The organism is Dyella sp. PARNA 12/25 (assembly GCF_055702865.1).
The window spans coordinates 57,438-73,819 of the sequence record NZ_JBVQCI010000002.1; the positions used below are offsets into that span (position 1 = coordinate 57,438).

Consider the following 16,382-nt stretch of genomic DNA (forward strand, 5'->3'; position numbering starts at 1 on the left):
TCAGGCGAGGCCATGCAAGCCGCATTCGCGCTTGAGGCCAAAGAAGCGCGTGGCATCGATATCGGATCCGGGCTCCCAGCGATGCGTGGTATGCACGTCGCCGATGGAGATGAATCCCTGGTCCCACAACGGGTGATAAGGCAAGCCATGCTTGCGCAGGTACATGCCCACGTCGCGATCGTTCCAGTCGGCGATGGGATGGAACTTCCAACGGCCGTCACGGCGCTCGGCAAACGGAATCGTTGCGCGCGTGCGTGCCTGGCTGCGGCGCAGACCAGCAAACCAGGAACCGGCGCCCAATTCGCGCAACGCGCGCTGCATGGGTTCCACCTTGCGCAGCTGGTTGTAGCGGTCGATGCCTGACACGCCCTGCTCCCACAGGCGCCCTTCGCGAGCCTCCAGCCAGGCAGGACTCTGCGGTGCGCTGTAGACCTTCAGGTTCAATGCCAGGCGCTCGCGCAACGTATCGATGAAGTGATACGTCTCGGGAAACAAGTAGCCGGTATCGATCAGCACCACCGGAAGGTCCGGCCGCTGTCGAGTCAACAGGTGCAGCGACACCGCCGCCTGCGCACCGAAGCTGGACGAAAGCACATGCGTGCCGGGTGCGTAGGCCAGTGCCCAGATCACGCGCTGCTCGGCATCCAGGGTGCCCAGCCACGCGTTCAGCACCTCCAGCGCATCGGCATCGTGCTGCGCGTCCTCGAGCAACGCCTGCTTCATGCCACCACCTCTGCGGGAATCCGCCGCGTGTTGGCGGTGATCACACCAGTGCGCACCAGGAAATCGCCGAAATGCTCGCCTTGCGCGCGGCCCGCGGCGTAGTTGGCAAACAACGGCTCGAGCGCTTCGAGTATCGCTGCTTCGTCCACGTTCTCCCGGAATACCTGGTTGAGGCGCTGCCCGCGGAAATCCGCGCCGAGGCGCAAGTCGTATCGGCCGGGCGCGCGACCGACCAGTGCTATCTCACCCAGATACGGACGCGAGCAACCGTTTGGGCAACCGGATAGGCGCAGCAGGATCGGCGCATCCCTCAATCCGTGCACGTCGAGTATTGCCTCCAGCTTGGGAAGCAATGCCGGTACGTAACGCTCGCTTTCCGCCATGGCCAGCCCGCAGGTGGGCAAGGCTACGCAAGCCACTGCATGGCGACGGATGCCGCTCTGTGTGCGATAGCCGTCCAGACCATGCGCCACCACGATGGCATCGATGCGCTCGCGCTGGTTGGCCGCCACGTTGGCGACGATCACATTCTGGTTGCAGGTAAGGCGGAAATCGCCTTGGTGCACGTTGGCAAGCTCACGTAGACCAGTGAGCCAGCGGTGGTCGCCGGTGTCGGCGAGGCGACCGGACTCGATCTGCAGCGTTAGGTGCCAGCGGCCGTCACTGCCTTCGATCCAGCCATAGCGATCGCCGTTGTGATCAAACTGGTAGGCGCGTTCGGGCTGCAGTGCGAAACCCAGCCGCGATTCCAGTTCGGCCTTGAACGCATCCAGGCCGCGATGATCGATGGTGTACTTCAGCCGCGCATGTTTGCGCTCGCTGCGATTGCCCCAGTCGCGCTGTACCGCGACCACCGCTTCGGCAACGGCCAGCAGGCGCTCGGGTTCGACGAAACCGATCACGCTGGCCAGGCGCGGATAGGTGGTGGGATCGCCATGCGTAGCGCCCATGCCGCCGCCGATGGCAACGTTGAAACCCTGCAGCTGGCCTTGCTCGATAATGGCAATCAGGCCGAGATCCTGCGCGAAAACATCGATATCGTTGAGCGGCGGAATCGCCAGCCCGATCTTGAACTTGCGCGGCAGGTAGGTGGTGCCGTACAGCGGCTCCTCATCCTTCGGTTCGCCCACTAGCGCCTCGCCGTCAAGCCAAATCTCGTGATAGGCCCGCGTGCGTGGCGAGAGTTCAAGCGACAAGCGCGTAGCCCATTCATAAGCGAGCGCGTGGGCCTCGGACTCCACTGGATTCGTCGTGCTCACCACATTGCGCACGACGTCGCCGCACGCAGCGATAGTGCTGGCCAGCGCGTCATGGATGGCCGCGATGGTGGGCTTCAGGTGATGCTTGATGATGCCGTGCCACTGAAAGGTCTGGCGCGTGGTAATGCGCAGAGTCCCATTGGCGTGCTCGCGCGCCAGCCGATCAAACACCAGCCACTGGGCGGGTGTGACCACGCCGGATGGCAGGCGCGCACGCAGCATGAAGCTATAGGCCGGCTCCAGCTTCTGTTTGCGGCGCTCCTCACGCAGGTCGCGATCATCCTGCAGATAGCTGCCGTGGAATTTCAGCAACTTGTTGTCATCGTCACTGATGGCGTTGGTGACCGGATCGCGCAAGCCTTCCACGATGGTGCCGCGCAGATAGCGGCTGTTGGCCTTGATGCGTTCGAGATCGGAAAGCGGTGTCGTCATATCAGTACACGTCGCGGGCGTAGCGGCCCTGCTGCAGAAGCCCGGACAGCCATTCCTTGGCCTGTTCCGGCGTTTGACCACCATGCGTCACGGCCACGTCGATCAGCGTCGCGTGCACGTCCTTGGCCATCTGGCTGGCATCGCCGCAGACGTACAAGTGCGCGCCGTTCTGCAGCCAGTCGTACAGTTCGCGCCCCTGCTCGCGCAGGCGCTGCTGCACGTAGATCTTTGAGGCGCCATCGCGGGAGAAGGCCAGATCGATACGGTGCAGCGAGCCATCGCGCAACGCCGCCTGCCATTCGACCTGATAGAGGAAGTCGTTGGTGAAATGACGGTTGCCGAAGAACAGCCAGTTGCGGCCGCTTGCGCCGGTTTCGCGCCGCTCCTGCACGAAGGCACGGAACGGCGCCACGCCGGTGCCGGGACCAATCATGATGATGTCCCGGTCGTTGTCCTTCGGCAGGCGGAAGCGCTCGTTCGATTCAATGAAGATCGGCAAGCGATACTCGTCACCCGCCACCGCAACGAACGACGACGCGGCGCCCCAATGGCGTTCGCCGTGCGCCTGGTAATCGACGACCGCCACGGTGAGATGCACTTCGTCGCCAACAGCCTTCTGGCTGGAAGCAATCGAGTAAAGGCGTGGCGTTTGCGGGCGAAGCGCCGCAACCAGTTCCTCCGCCGACCACATGGCGGGGTGGCGACGCCACAGATCAATCGGCTGATCTTCGGCGAGCAATGCGGCCAGACGTGGGGACTGATCCGGCCGCAACAGACCTGCCAATGACTCGTCGCCGCTGGCATCAGCCACGGCGGCAATCAGTGGCCGGCTCAGCCGCGTCAGCTCACGCTCATGGGTCAACCATTGGCGCAAAGGCAGCTCCCTGCCCTCGTGGCGTACGGCCTGCTCGCCGTCCAGTCGCAGCAACGACAGCCATTTATTGACCAGCACGGGCGGGTTTTCCGGCCACACGCCCACGGCATCGCCGGGTTCGTAACTCAAGCCGGAACCGTCCAGCGAGAGTTCGACATGGCGCACATCCCGCCCGGCGTCGCGCGCGACGATGGTCTGGTTGTCCAGCACCGCCGCGGCGTAGGGGCGCTCTCGCGTGTAACTCACGCGTGACGGTACGGGTTGCAAAGTGGTGACGCGCGCAGGGGTTGTCGTACCCAGCGCTTGTCGTGCTTGTTCGAGCGCGCGCTCTGTCCATGGCGTCGCGACGGCGTCGACATCGACATCCGCTTCGCCCAACGGTGCCAGGCGCGACGCGCCCAGTTCCGCAAAACGTTCATCGAGCTGGCGACCGATGGCGCAGAACTGGGGATAGCTCGAATCGCCGAGACCAAGTACGGCATAACGCAGGCCCGGCACTTTGGGTGCACGCTTGCCCAGCACAAATTCCACCCATCCGCGCGCATCATCCGGCGGCTCGGCGTCACCCTGGGTGCTGATCACCACGACGAGATGGGTTTCTTTGGCCAGATCCCGCTGCGGATAGCTGTCGGCGCGCACCAGGCGCACGGCAAGGCCGGCCGCCTCGGCACGCGCACTCAACTGCGTAGCCACGCGTTTGGCCTGGCCCGTCTGGCTGCCATAGAGAATAGTCAGACGTTCGCCAGCTGCCTTGGCAAGCTGCAGCGGTAGCTCGCCGCGCTGTACCTGTTCCGCTCGTGCGGCGCTCCAAGCGGCAATCCAGTACAGCTCGGCGGGACCCAGCCCATCGGCCAGCCGCTCCAATGTCGACAGCCTTTCGCCGCTCAGCACTGTCAACCTGGTTTCTGTTGCGGCGACCGCATTCACATCGATGTCCTTTGGACGTCCATCCGTCTGAACACCGAAAGTAATCTTCGCGTTATGCCGTGTGAAAGGACGTGTTGGCATAACCTTATGTCCGAGCGCTTATTTCCTATAAGGAGTGCCCCTCCCTTACACTGGCCCCATGCCCACGGATTTTCTTACGTCCGCCGTCATTGGCGTCCTTGCCCAGCTCGTCGATGGCGCGCTGGGCATGGCCTATGGCGTCACCTCGGCGGCGTTGCTGCTCACACTGGGCGTGCCGCCTGCGCTAGCGAGCGCCAGCGTGCATTACGCCGAGACGTTTACCTGCGGCGCTTCCGGCATCAGCCATCTCGCAGCGGGCAATGTGTTGCGCAAGCTGTTCTGGGCCCTGGTCATTCCAGGCGCGATCGGGGCCACCATCGGCGCCTACGTGGTCAGCCACGTGCCGCCGACCTGGATGAAAATGGCCCTCACCCCGTACCTCATCGGCATGGGGTTGTTCCTGCTGCTGCGCCCGGCCCGGCGTCAGCGGCTCCACGACGAGACGCCGCGCTTGACCCGCCCGCTGGGCCTGGCTGCCGGTTTCGCCGACGCAGTTGCAGGTGGTGGCTGGAGCGCGCTTACCGTCACCGCGCTGGTGGCCCGCGGGGTGCGGCCGCGCATGGTTATCGGCACGGTGCATCTGGCCAAGTGCGTGGTCAGTGCTGTGGCCTCCATCAGTTTCTTCATCCAGGTGGGGCTGCCACATGGCGCATCAGTGCTCGGCCTGATCGTCGGCGGTGTAGTGGCCGCCCCCTTCAGCGCGCTGCTTGCCCGCAAGATGCCGCCGCGCGCGGCCACTGTCCTGGCCGCGCTGGCGGTGCTGGCCATTGGGTTCAATAACGTGGCCCACGCGTTCTTCACGCACTGACGACGATCAAACGGGAGCATCGCCACATTCGCTTAGAATGGGCGAATGACGACATCACGCTCCCTCCCCATCGAAGTCCGCGGCAGCGCCAAGCAGCCGCTGGGCATGAGCCCCGTGCAATTCCTTCGCGACTACTGGCAGAAACATCCGCTGCTGATCCGCCAGGCCTTTCCCGACTTCGAACCGCCGATCCAGCCAGACGACCTGGCCGGCCTCGCGCTGGAGGAGTCGGCGCTGTCACGCCTCATCATCCATAACGAAAGCCGCGACCGCTGGAAGGTGAAGAGCGGCCCGCTTACGGAAAAAGACTTCGCCACCACGCCGGACAGTAACTGGACCCTGCTGGTGCAGGATGTCGATAAGTGGGACGCGGATGTCGCCGGCCTGCTCGAGCACTTCAACTTCCTGCCGAGTTGGCGGCTGGACGACATCATGATCTCGTACGCCGAGCCCGGCGGCGGCGTGGGGCCACATGTGGATCAGTACGACGTATTTCTGCTGCAAGGCATCGGCCAGCGCCACTGGGCCATCAGCACCGACCCGGATGCGCCGAAGGATTTCCGCCCGGATGTGGAGCTGAAGCAACTGCAGGTGTTCGAGCCTACCCATGAGTGGTTGCTGGAACCTGGCGACATGCTTTACCTGCCGCCCGGAGTGCCGCATGACGGCATCGCCTTCGGCGGTCCGTGCATGACCATTTCGGTGGGCCTGCGCTCCCCGTCACAGGCCGAGCTCACCGGCGATCTGGCCGACTATCTGGCCGAACGACTGCCGGATGAGCTTCGCTACAGCGACCCCGATCTTGCCCCGGCCAAGACCGCCGGCGAAATCGACCGCGCCGCGCTGGCCCGCCTCAAGCAGGCCCTGCCGTTTGCCGCCGGGATGGACGAAGCCACCCTGATCGACTGGTTCGGTCGCTTCATCACGCGCTATCGAAATGCCCGGCTGCCGGTACCGCCCGAGAAGGCCTCGACCGAGGCAGCCCTGCGCAAGCAACTGGAAGGCGGCGCTCAGCTGCTGCGCCACCCGTGGGCACGCATGGCATGGGCCAAGCGCAAGGGCGGCGCCACGCTGTTCGTCAACGGTCACGCCTACCCCACGTCGCTCGAGCTGGCCGAGCGCATCTGCGGTGAGCGCTCTTTGCAGCCGGGCAAGTCAGTTCCGGCGGCGGAGGCCGAACTGCTGGTCGCGCTGGTCAATGACGGCCACCTGGTGGCTCACAAGAGCAAGCGCCGATGAGCTTGCCGGACGACAGTACCGAGCACGCTGATCGGGCTGCGCCCGACAGTGGGCTGGCGTCGTCCGCTCACGACTCCCCGGCCTTGCCGGCCGCCAGCCGCAGCGAGATCGCGGACGCCCGGCTGCAGTTGCTGGCCGGGGCGACCCGCCGCGTCGCGATCTACCAGCCCGTGCTGTCCAGCGACACGTACGCCAGCCCGGCCGAGCTGGACGAACTGCGCCGCATCGCCATTGCCGGTCGCGGCGCGGAGATCCGGCTGTTGCTGCATGACCCCGCTAGCGCCCTGCGAGAGGGACATCGCCTGATCGCCCTCGCCCAGCGCCTGCCCAGCAGCGTTCTGGTGCGTACGCCGATCGAAGAGCTGGACCTGGCCTACGCCTCGTCCTTTTTGCTCACCGATCAGGGCGGCTACCTGTTTCAACCGGACGCGAGGCGCGCCGAGGGTCGCGCTTCGCATCACAACCGCGCCGCGCAGGCGCCACTGCTGCAGTACTTCAACGAGGTCTGGGAACGCTCGGCACGCGCCACCGCCTGGCAAGCGCTCGATATCTAGCGATCGACGGCGTGACCTTAGCCCGTGGCTGAACGGCTAGTCGCGCGTCGACGCCGTGACCGTCTCCTTACAAAACACCACGTTGCCGCGAAAAAACCGCACCCTTCGACGATGGTCGGTACCTTTGAGGTCGAAATTTCCTGTCGAGACCCCATCTCAAGGGAGCTTTTTGGGTTGCCGCGTCGCAGCACCCAAGGGCTATAATTAACGGGATTTTTCTCAGCCAACCGGCCATCCCCGGCCGGAACCGCTGCAAGCCTCCCTTCCTCACCGGTGGTGACGTGAGCACTAATCTGATCCGCGAGTTTTTCGAATCCTCCCAACTCGCCGGCGGCAACGCCGATTACGTTGAACAGCTCTATGAATCGTGGTTGGCAGACCCTTCGTCGGTCGACGCTACCTGGAGCAAATATTTCGAGACTTTCAAAGGCCGCGAGTCGGGGGATGTGCCCCACTCTGCGGCCATTGCGCGTATAGAGGCCGCGCAAAAGCAGCGCCGTAACGGCGTCGCCGTTGCAGGCCCTGTCGATGACGCCCACGCCCGCAAGCAGGCCGGCGTACTGCGCATCCTTACCGCGTACCGTTCGCGCGGCCACCTGGCCTCGAACCTCGACCCGCTCGGCCTGGCCGAGAAGCTGCCGGCTCCGGATCTGGAACCCTCGTTCCACGGTCTGTCCGACGCCGACCTGGATACCGAGTTCGACTGCGGCAACTTCGCCGGTGGCGGCCAGCGCCTGAAGCTGCGCGACCTGCTGGCTCGACTGAAGAAGGTGTACACCAACACCCTCGGCGTCGAGTTCATGCACATCAGCAACCATGAGCAGCGCAACTGGCTCTATACCCGTATGGAGCAGGCCGCCGGCAGCGCCGGCCTCGACGCCGCAGGCAAGAAGCGCGTGCTCGCCGAGCTGACCGCCGCTGAAGGCCTTGAGCGTTACCTGCACACCAAGTACGTCGGCCAGAAGCGCTTCTCGCTGGAAGGCGGCGACAGCCTGATCCCGATGGTGGATGACGTGGTCCGTGCTGCCGGCGACAACGGGATCAAGGAAGTGGTGATCGGCATGGCCCACCGTGGCCGCCTCAACATGCTGGTCAACATCCTGGGCAAGCCGCCGCGTACGCTCTTCAACGAATTCGAAGGCAAGTGGGACCATCCGGACGATCCGGCGCACTCGGGCGATGTGAAGTACCACATGGGCTTCTCCGCCGACGTCAAGACGCCGAACGGCGGCACCCACGTGGCGCTGGCGTTCAACCCATCGCACCTGGAAATCGTCAACCCGGTGGTGGCCGGCTCGGTGCATTCGCGCCAGATCCGCCGCCGCGACACCGAGCGCAAGCAGTCCATGGCCGTGCTGGTGCACGGCGACGCAGCGCTGGCCGGCCAGGGCGTGAACATGGAACTGTTCAACATGTCCCAGGCCCGCGGCTTCAAGATCGGCGGCAGCCTGCACATCGTGGTGAACAACCAGGTGGGCTTCACCACCTCCAACCCGCAGGACACCCGCTCCACGCTGTACTGCACCGACATCGCCAAGATGGTGAATGCGCCGGTGTTCCACGTGAACGGCGATGACCCGGAAGCAGTGATCCAGGCTACCCGCCTCGCCTACGACTTCCGCAAGCAGTTCCGCAAGGACGTCGTAATCGACCTGGTGTGCTACCGCCGCCACGGCCACAACGAGGCCGACGAGCCGTCCGCCACCCAGCCGGTGATGTACCAGATCATCCGCAAGCGCCCGACCACCCGCGACCTGTATGCGCAGGAGCTGGTCAAGCAGGGCGTGATCGCCGATGGCGACGCGCAGAAGATGTTCGAGGACTACCGCAGCCGCCTCGAGGCTGGCGAGCCGATGACCGAGCTCACCACGGCCCTGATCAAGGACATCGAAGTCGACTGGGACAAGTTCATCGGTGGCAAGCTGTCTACCGAGACCAACACCGGTATTGCCAAGCAGCGCCTGGTCGAGCTGGCCAACCAGATCCTGGTGGTGCCGAAGGACATGACGCTGCAGTCGCGCGTGGCCAAGATCTATGACGACCGCGCCAAGATGGCCGCTGGCGAACTGCCGGGCGACTGGGGTTTCGCTGAGAACCTGGCCTACGCCACGCTGATCGACGAAAACTACAACCTGCGCCTGGTCGGCCAGGACGTGGGCCGTGGCACGTTCTTCCATCGCCATGCCGTGCTGCATGACCAGAAGACCGGCTACACCTACATGCCGCTCGCCGACGTGCGTTCCGGCGCCGACGTCGAAGTGATCGATTCGCTGCTCAGCGAAGAAGCAGTGATGGCATTCGAGTACGGTCACGCCACCACCGACCCCTACACCCTGCACATCTGGGAAGGCCAGTTCGGTGACTTCGCCAACGGCGCGCAGGTGGTGATCGACCAGTTCATCAGCTCGGGCGAAGCCAAGTGGAATCGTCTGTGCGGTCTGGCGTTGTTCCTGCCCCACGGCTACGAAGGCCAGGGTCCGGAGCACTCCTCCGCTCGCCTTGAACGCTTCCTGCAGCTGTGCGCGCTGGACAACATGCAGGTCTGCGTGCCGACCACGCCGGCCCAGGCGTTCCACATGATCCGCCGCCAGATGGTCCGCCCGACCCGCAAGCCGCTGATCGTGATGACGCCGAAGTCGCTGTTGCGTCACAAGCTGGCTGTGTCCACGCTGGACGAGCTGGCCAATGGCAGCTTCCAGCTGGTGATTCCCGAGCACCGCGAAGTGGCCGCCAAGAAGGTCAAGCGCGTGGTGTTCTGCTCGGGCAAGGTCTACTACGACCTGCTGGAAGACGCCGAGAAGCGGGGCCTCAACGACGTCGCCATCGTGCGCGTGGAACAGCTCTATCCGTTCCCGCGTCCGCAGGTCACGGCCGAACTGGAAAAGTATCCTTCCGCCAAGGAAGTGATCTGGTGCCAGGAAGAGCCGATGAACCAGGGCGCATGGTTCCAGATCCGCCACCACCTGCAGGCCTGCATCGGCAGCAAGCAGAGCCTGTCGTACGCGGGTCGCTCGCGTTCGCCAGCACCGGCAGCGGGCCATCTGAATACCCACGTCGCCGAACAGGCGGCTCTGGTCGAGCAGGCACTGGTCGCACCGGTCGGCACCGACCACGCAGCCGAATAAAAAATCCTGAAAAGTGCGGCCATGGACGGCCGCTTTTCCACTTTTGCGTTCAGGGATGAATGCGCTAATCCAAGGAATCCACATGTCGATCGAAGTCAAAGTTCCCGTCCTGCCCGAGTCCGTCTCCGACGCCACCATCGCTACCTGGCACAAGAAGGCCGGCGAAGCGGTCAAGCGCGACGAAAACCTGGTCGACCTCGAAACCGACAAGGTTGTGCTGGAAGTGCCCTCGCCGGTTGACGGCGTGCTGAAGGAAATCAAGTTCCAGTCCGGCGACACCGTGAACAGCCAGCAGGTCATCGCGGTGATCGAGGAAGGCGCCGTGGCCGCCGCACCGGCTGCTGCTCCTGCCGCAGCCGCTCCGGCTCCGGCCGCTGCTGCCCCGGCCGCTCCCGCTGCCGCCAAAGCTGGCAACGCCGATCTGTCGCCGGCCGGCCTGCGCGTGGCCACCGAGCAGAACATCGACGCATCCAAGGTCGCAGGCACCGGCCGCGATGGCCGCGTGACCAAGGAAGACCTGGTCAACTACGGCAAGGGTGGCGCTCCCGCCGCCGCTGCGCCGGCCGTCAAGCCGACCCCGGGTTCGCGTCCGGAAGAGCGCGTGCCGATGACCCGCATGCGCGCCCGCATCGCCGAGCGCCTGATGCAGTCGAAGAACTCCATCGCCATGCTCACCTCGTTCAACGAAGTGAACCTGGCCGAAGTGGTGAAGATGCGCAAGGCGCTGGGCGAGTCGTTCGAGAAGACCAACGGCGTGAAGCTGGGCTTCATGAGCTTCTTCGTGAAGGCTGCCGCCGAAGCGCTGAAGCGCCACCCGATCGTCAACGCCTCGGTCGACGGCAACGACGTGATCTATCACGGCTACCAGGACATCTCTATCGCCGTGTCCACCGACAAGGGCCTGGTGACCCCGGTGCTGCGCGATGTGCAGGACATGGGCTTCGCCGATGTCGAGAAGGGCATTCTCGATTACGCCAAGAAGGCACGTGACGGCAAGCTGGGCCTGGACGACCTGCAGGGTGGCACCTTCACCATCACCAACGGCGGCACCTTCGGTTCGCTGCTGTCGACCCCGATCGTGAACCCGCCGCAGAGCGCCATCCTGGGCATGCACGCCATCAAGGAGCGCGCCATCGTCGAGAACGGCCAGGTGATCGCCGCCCCGATGATGTACCTGGCGCTGTCCTACGACCACCGCATCATCGACGGCAAGGACGCGGTGCTGTTCCTGGTCGACATCAAGAACCAGCTGGAAAACCCGCAGCGCATGCTTCTTGGTCTCTGACGCATGTGAGCGCCCCGCTCACATGCATTAAGTAACGAAGCTCTGGCGGTGAGCGTTGGCATTGAATCCGCGCTCGCCGCACACATCTCCCGCTTTACATGTGACGCGCTCCCCTAGCGCGTCGCACAGCCAGGAACAACCATGAGCGAAAAATTCGACGTCATCGTCATCGGCGCAGGCCCTGCCGGCTATGTGGCCGCGATCCGCGCCGCGCAGCTGGGCCTGAAGACCGCCTGCGTCGACGCCTTTGTCGGCAAGGACGGCAAGCAGGCCCTCGGCGGTACATGCCTCAACGTGGGTTGCATCCCGTCCAAGGCGCTGCTGGACTCGTCCAAGCAGTACTACAACATCGCGCACAACCTGCCGGTGCACGGCATCACGGTGGAAGGCGCCAAGGTTGACCTGGGCACCTTCATCGGCCGCAAGGACAAGATCGTCAAGCAGTTCACCGGTGGTATCGGGCAGCTGTTCAAGGCCAACAAGGTCACCCCGTTCTTCGGCAAGGGCAAGCTGCTCAAGAACAACGAAGTCGAAATCACCGGCAATGATGGCGCCAAGCAGACCATCAGCGCCACCAACGTGATCCTGGCCTCGGGTTCGGTGCCGATCGAGCTGCCGTTCGCCAAGTTCGACAACAAGTTCATCGTCGACAACGCCGGCGCGCTGGACTTCACCGAAGTGCCGAAGCGCCTGGGCGTGATCGGCGCCGGCGTGATCGGCCTGGAGCTGGGCAGCGTGTGGAAGCGCCTGGGTTCGGACGTGACCGTGCTTGAAGCCCTGCCGGACTTCCTCAGCGTCGCCGACGCGGACATCGCCAAGATCGCGGCGAAGGAATTCGCCAAGATGGGCTTGAACATCAAGCTCAGCGCCAAGCTGACCAAGGCCGAAGTGAAGGGCAACGAAGTCGCCCTGACCTATGAGGACAAGGACGGTTCGCACGAACTCACCGTCGACAAGCTGCTGGTGGCCGTGGGCCGCCGCGCCTACACCGACGGCCTGCTGGCTGCCGACACCGGCGTGAAGGTGGACGAGCGCGGCCGCATCGTGGTCGACGAGCACAACCACACCGGCGTCAACGGCGTGTGGGCCATCGGCGATGCCGTGCGCGGCCCGATGCTGGCGCACAAGGGTTCCGAAGAAGGCGTGGCCGTGGCCGAGTGGATCGCCGGCAAGGCAGGCCACATCAACCTCGACACCGTGCCGTGGGTGATCTACACCGAGCCGGAAATCGCCTGGGCCGGCAAGACCGAGAAGCAGCTGAAGGAAGAAGGCGTCCCCTACAAGGTCGGCACCTTCCCGTTCGCCGCCATCGGCCGCGCCGTGGCCATGAACGAGGCCATCGGCCAGGTGAAGATGCTCGCCCACGCTGAGACGGACCGCATCCTCGGCGTGCACATGGTGGGCCCGGGCGTGTCCGAGCTGATCGCCGAGTGCGTAGTCGCGATGGAGTTCAAGGGCTCCTCCGAAGACCTGGCCCGCATCGTCCATGCGCACCCGACGCTGTCGGAAGCCGTGCACGAAGCCGCTCTGTCGGTCGACAAGCGCGCGATCCACAAGGGCAATTGATCGAGATCAGGTCCACAACGGCCCGCTCGTGGCGACATGAGCGGGCCGTTTTGTTTTATGGCACGTGCCGAAGTACAACACATAGTCGTCATTCCGGCGTAGGACGGAATCCAGTAGCCACATCGTATGCTTGTCGCGAAAGAGCTAAATCAGCTTGCCGTATCGCGACAGTCCCATCGCGCGGTTACTGGATTCCGGCCTACGCCGGAATGACGACCGTCTCAACCTCCCGTCATTTTGTTCCTATGCCCAAACCCACCGCCCTTTGCGTCTACTGCGGCTCCAGCAGCGGCAATCACCCGGAATACATCGACCAGGCTCGCGCCTTCGGCACGGAAATGGCCCGTCGCGATATCGCGCTGGTCTACGGCGGCGGCAAGGTGGGCCTGATGGGCACCGTGGCCGATGCCGTCATCGCGGGCGGCGGGCGCGTCATTGGCGTCATTCCTCGCCAGCTGGTTGACCTGGAAGTGGCGCACGTCGGTCTTACCGAACTGGTGGTGGTGGAAACCATGCACCAGCGCAAGACACGCATGTATGAGCTCTCCGACGCCTTTGTTGCTCTGCCCGGCGGCTTCGGTACCATGGACGAAATGTTCGAGATGCTGACCTGGGCACAGCTCGGCCTGCATCGTTATCCCTGTGCCTTCCTCGATGTACGCGGCTATTACACCCAGTTGCGCGCGATGATGGATCACATGGTGGCCGAGCGTTTTGTGAGGCCGGAACAACGCGACTGCATCTGGTTCGGCAAGGATATGCAGCAGCTGTTCGACTGGATGGAACAGTACGAAGGCGTCTATACGCCCAAATGGATCGATCGCAGCAGCGTCAAGGCCTGAATCCGGCCCCGCGTGCACTAAGACAGGATCTGGCATGAACACTCCCCAAGCCTTTCGCGCCTTTCGCATCCACAACGACGACGCGGGCTACCGCGGTGGCATTGAGACGATCAGCACCGACGCGTTGAGTCCCGGTGAAGTGCTGGTTCAGGTCGCCTACTCCTCGGTCAACTACAAGGACGCACTTGCCGGCACCGGCAAGGGGAAAATTCTCCGGCAGTACCCGCTCAATGGCGGCATCGACGCCGCCGGCCGGGTGGTCGCCTCGACCGATCCAGCGTTCAAGGAAGGTGACGCGGTGTTGTGCACCGGTAGCGGTCTTTCCGAAACCCGTGACGGCGGCTACGGCGAGTACATCCGCCTGTCGTCAGCCTGGACCATTCCGCTGCCGAAGGGTCTGAGCCTGCGCGAAAGCATGATCCTGGGCACCGCCGGATTCACCGCCGCGCTCGCCTTGCTGCGCATGCAGGACAATCGCCAGACGCCGGCACTGGGCCCAATCGCCGTGACCGGCGCTACCGGCGGCGTGGGCATGCTGGCCGTCGATATCTTTACTCGCGCCGGTTATGCCGTGCATGCGATCAGCGGCAAGGCGGCGCATTTCGACTTCCTCCGCGATCTCGGCGCCGCCGAGTGCATCGACCGGCATCAACTGGGTTTCAGCGGCAAACCGATGGACTCGGTGCGCTTCGGTGGCGCGCTGGACAACGTCGGCGGTGCCATGCTCGCCGGCCTGCTGCCCTTGATCGCGCCCTACGGCAATATCGCCATCTGCGGCAATGCTGGCGGCATCACTTACGAAAGTACCGTGATGCCCTTCATCATTCGTGGCGCCAGCGTGCTGGGTATTGCTTCCGCGGGCACGGCGCGCGACATTCGTGACCGTGTGTGGCAACACCTTGCCACCGACTGGAAGCCGCAGCATCTTGAGCGTATCGCCACGCGAGAGGTGACGCTGGAACAGCTGCCAGAGGTGTTCAACCGCATGCTTGAGGGCGAGTCGTTCGGACGCACCCTGGTGCGTGTGAGTGAGGCGGTGTGACCGCTGTGCTTGGAAGCGCCGCAACAGCGTCATAGAATCCATGGGAAACAACAAGGGGAATTCCACCTTATGGCACGCATCCTGATCGTCGACGATTCGCCGTCGCAGTTGCTGGGCATCAAGCGTATCGTCGAAAAGCTCGGGCACGAGGCCTTGACCGCGGAAGACGGCGCGGCAGGTGTCGAAGCGGCCAGGCGTGAACGCCCCGACCTGATCCTGATGGACGTGGTGATGCCGAACCTCAATGGTTTCCAGGCTACTCGCACCATCAGCAAGGATCCGGATACCTCGCACATCCCCGTTGTGCTGGTCACCACCAAGGACCAGGAGACCGACAAGGTTTGGGGCCTGCGCCAGGGTGCAAAGGCTTATGTCACCAAGCCGATCAAGGAAGAGGAACTGGTGGTCACCTTGAAGGAACTGCTGCCGGCGTAACGGTCAGCGAGCGGTTTCACCAAGAGAAACGGCGCCTTTCGGCGCCGTTCTTTTTTTGCCGCGCGATGATGGTCAGCGCCTCGGATCGTAACCGTCGAACTGTTCGCGCAACGCCTCATAAGCCTGGCGCTGCTCGTCGGTATCCGCCAGTGGCGCGCGGATCGAAAGCTCCACCAGTTGATCACCGGGATGGGCGCCCGGCAGGCCACGCCCCTTCAGGCGCAGCTTGCGCCCCGACTGGGAGCCCGCAGGGATACGAAGGTCCACCGTTCCCGCCAGGGTGGGTACTGGCACGGTGGCGCCCAATGCCGCCTCCCACGGGGCAAGCGGCAGCACATGCAGCACGTTGCGACCATCCAAACGGAAACGCGCATCGTCGCGAATACCCACTTCCAACAGCAGGTCGCCGTTCGGGGCGCCACCCGAACCACTATGGCCCTGCCCTCCCAGGCGGATGACCTGTCCTGGCTGGATACCCGCAGGGATCTTCACCTCCAGCACGCGCTCGCCACCGCTGCCATCCTGCAGGGCAAGTCGAGTCTTGCCGCCGTCGAAAGCGGTCTGCAGATCGATCTGCACGTGCGCATGCACGTCGCCACCGCGACGTGCCCGCGGCGCGCCGCGGGGGCCGGCAGCGCCGCCACGCCCGAACAGACTCTCGAAGAAATCGCTGAAGTCGCCGCCGCCATCGCCGCCAAAATCGAAGCCATGGCCCTGACCCCAGCCCGGCGGCGGCCGAAACTGCTCGCCGCCGCGGTATCCGCCAGCACGCAGCTCGTCGTAGGCACGGCGCTTTTCCGTGTCACGAAGCACTTCGTTGGCTTCGTTGATTGCCTTGAATTTGTCTTCCGCCCCGGCGTCCTTGTTCTTGTCCGGGTGATATTTCTTGGCCAGCTTGCGATAGGCCGCCTTGATCTCAGCCTCGGTGGCCTCCGGCTTTACGCCAAGGATGTCGTAATAGTCTTTGAATTCCACAGCTACTCCCCGGCGAACCGCCCGCCCCCGCCAGCATGCGGGAAAACATCGTCCCCGCAAGCCCGCAGGCAAGGCAAGGCCCGCCCAGTACGATACGGTCATGCATGGCGACGCGGCGCCACCCTCTCTATGGTGTTGCAAATGGGTGCGAAAGCCGCGTGATTCAAGGCGACAAGCGCCCCTCACCAGCGCTAGCATTTGTAATCCCTTCCCAC

Annotated in this window: 13 protein-coding genes; 9 read left to right on the top strand and 4 right to left on the bottom strand. The window is 64.2% G+C overall.

Annotated features, from left to right (window positions below):
- The 3 genes from AC0GUR_RS04770 to AC0GUR_RS04780 are packed head-to-tail and all read right to left on the bottom strand — an operon-like array spanning window position 1 to window position 4,179.
- Window positions 1–723, bottom strand: a complete 723-nt coding sequence (locus AC0GUR_RS04770) for a phosphoadenylyl-sulfate reductase (RefSeq protein ID WP_472876336.1) — start codon at window positions 721–723, stop codon at window positions 1–3.
- Window positions 720–2,414, bottom strand: a complete 1,695-nt coding sequence (gene cysI / locus AC0GUR_RS04775) for an assimilatory sulfite reductase (NADPH) hemoprotein subunit (RefSeq protein ID WP_472876337.1) — start codon at window positions 2,412–2,414, stop codon at window positions 720–722. Before cysI ends, AC0GUR_RS04770 begins: the two co-directional genes overlap by 4 nt.
- A gap of 1 nt (window position 2,415) precedes the next feature.
- Complete coding sequence (locus AC0GUR_RS04780; RefSeq protein WP_472876858.1) at window positions 2,416–4,179, bottom strand: assimilatory sulfite reductase (NADPH) flavoprotein subunit; 1,764 nt, start codon at window positions 4,177–4,179, stop codon at window positions 2,416–2,418.
- 175 nt (window positions 4,180–4,354) lie between these two features.
- On the opposite strand from AC0GUR_RS04780, the gene AC0GUR_RS04785 reads away from it, so the two are divergent.
- From AC0GUR_RS04785 to pilH, 9 genes are all read left to right on the top strand, one after another.
- Window positions 4,355–5,104, top strand: coding sequence for a sulfite exporter TauE/SafE family protein (locus AC0GUR_RS04785; RefSeq protein WP_472876338.1), 750 nt, complete (start codon window positions 4,355–4,357; stop codon window positions 5,102–5,104).
- A gap of 45 nt (window positions 5,105–5,149) precedes the next feature.
- Window positions 5,150–6,343 carry a JmjC domain-containing protein gene (locus AC0GUR_RS04790; protein WP_472876339.1) on the top strand — a complete coding sequence of 398 codons (1,194 nt, stop codon included), beginning with the start codon at window positions 5,150–5,152 and terminating at the stop codon, window positions 6,341–6,343.
- A complete protein-coding gene (locus AC0GUR_RS04795; protein WP_472876340.1) occupies window positions 6,340–6,897 on the top strand; it encodes a DUF7931 domain-containing protein in 558 nt (185 codons plus the stop codon). Before AC0GUR_RS04790 ends, AC0GUR_RS04795 begins: the two co-directional genes overlap by 4 nt.
- A 281-nt stretch (window positions 6,898–7,178) precedes the next feature.
- On the top strand, window positions 7,179–10,022 hold the full coding sequence (locus AC0GUR_RS04800; protein ID WP_472876341.1) for a 2-oxoglutarate dehydrogenase E1 component: 2,844 nt from the start codon (window positions 7,179–7,181) through the stop codon (window positions 10,020–10,022).
- 82 nt (window positions 10,023–10,104) lie between these two features.
- A complete protein-coding gene (gene odhB, locus AC0GUR_RS04805) occupies window positions 10,105–11,307 on the top strand; it encodes a 2-oxoglutarate dehydrogenase complex dihydrolipoyllysine-residue succinyltransferase (protein ID WP_472876342.1) in 1,203 nt (400 codons plus the stop codon).
- A gap of 141 nt (window positions 11,308–11,448) precedes the next feature.
- Window positions 11,449–12,873, top strand: coding sequence for a dihydrolipoyl dehydrogenase (lpdA, locus tag AC0GUR_RS04810; RefSeq protein ID WP_472876343.1), 1,425 nt, complete (start codon window positions 11,449–11,451; stop codon window positions 12,871–12,873).
- A gap of 245 nt (window positions 12,874–13,118) precedes the next feature.
- Window positions 13,119–13,715: an LOG family protein gene (locus AC0GUR_RS04815; protein WP_472876344.1), complete on the top strand. Its 597-nt coding sequence runs from the start codon at window positions 13,119–13,121 to the stop codon at window positions 13,713–13,715.
- Window positions 13,716–13,749: 34 nt separating this feature from the next.
- Window positions 13,750–14,757 (top strand): YhdH/YhfP family quinone oxidoreductase, encoded by a 1,008-nt coding sequence (locus tag AC0GUR_RS04820; RefSeq protein WP_472876345.1) that lies wholly within the window; start codon window positions 13,750–13,752, stop codon window positions 14,755–14,757.
- Between the two features lie 69 nt (window positions 14,758–14,826).
- A complete protein-coding gene (gene pilH, locus AC0GUR_RS04825; RefSeq protein ID WP_430389549.1) occupies window positions 14,827–15,192 on the top strand; it encodes a twitching motility response regulator PilH in 366 nt (121 codons plus the stop codon).
- A 72-nt stretch (window positions 15,193–15,264) separates the two neighbouring features.
- Here pilH and AC0GUR_RS04830 read toward each other — a convergent pair whose 3' ends face one another.
- Complete coding sequence (locus tag AC0GUR_RS04830; protein WP_472876346.1) at window positions 15,265–16,167, bottom strand: DnaJ C-terminal domain-containing protein; 903 nt, start codon at window positions 16,165–16,167, stop codon at window positions 15,265–15,267.
- Window positions 16,168–16,382 lie beyond the last annotated feature (215 nt).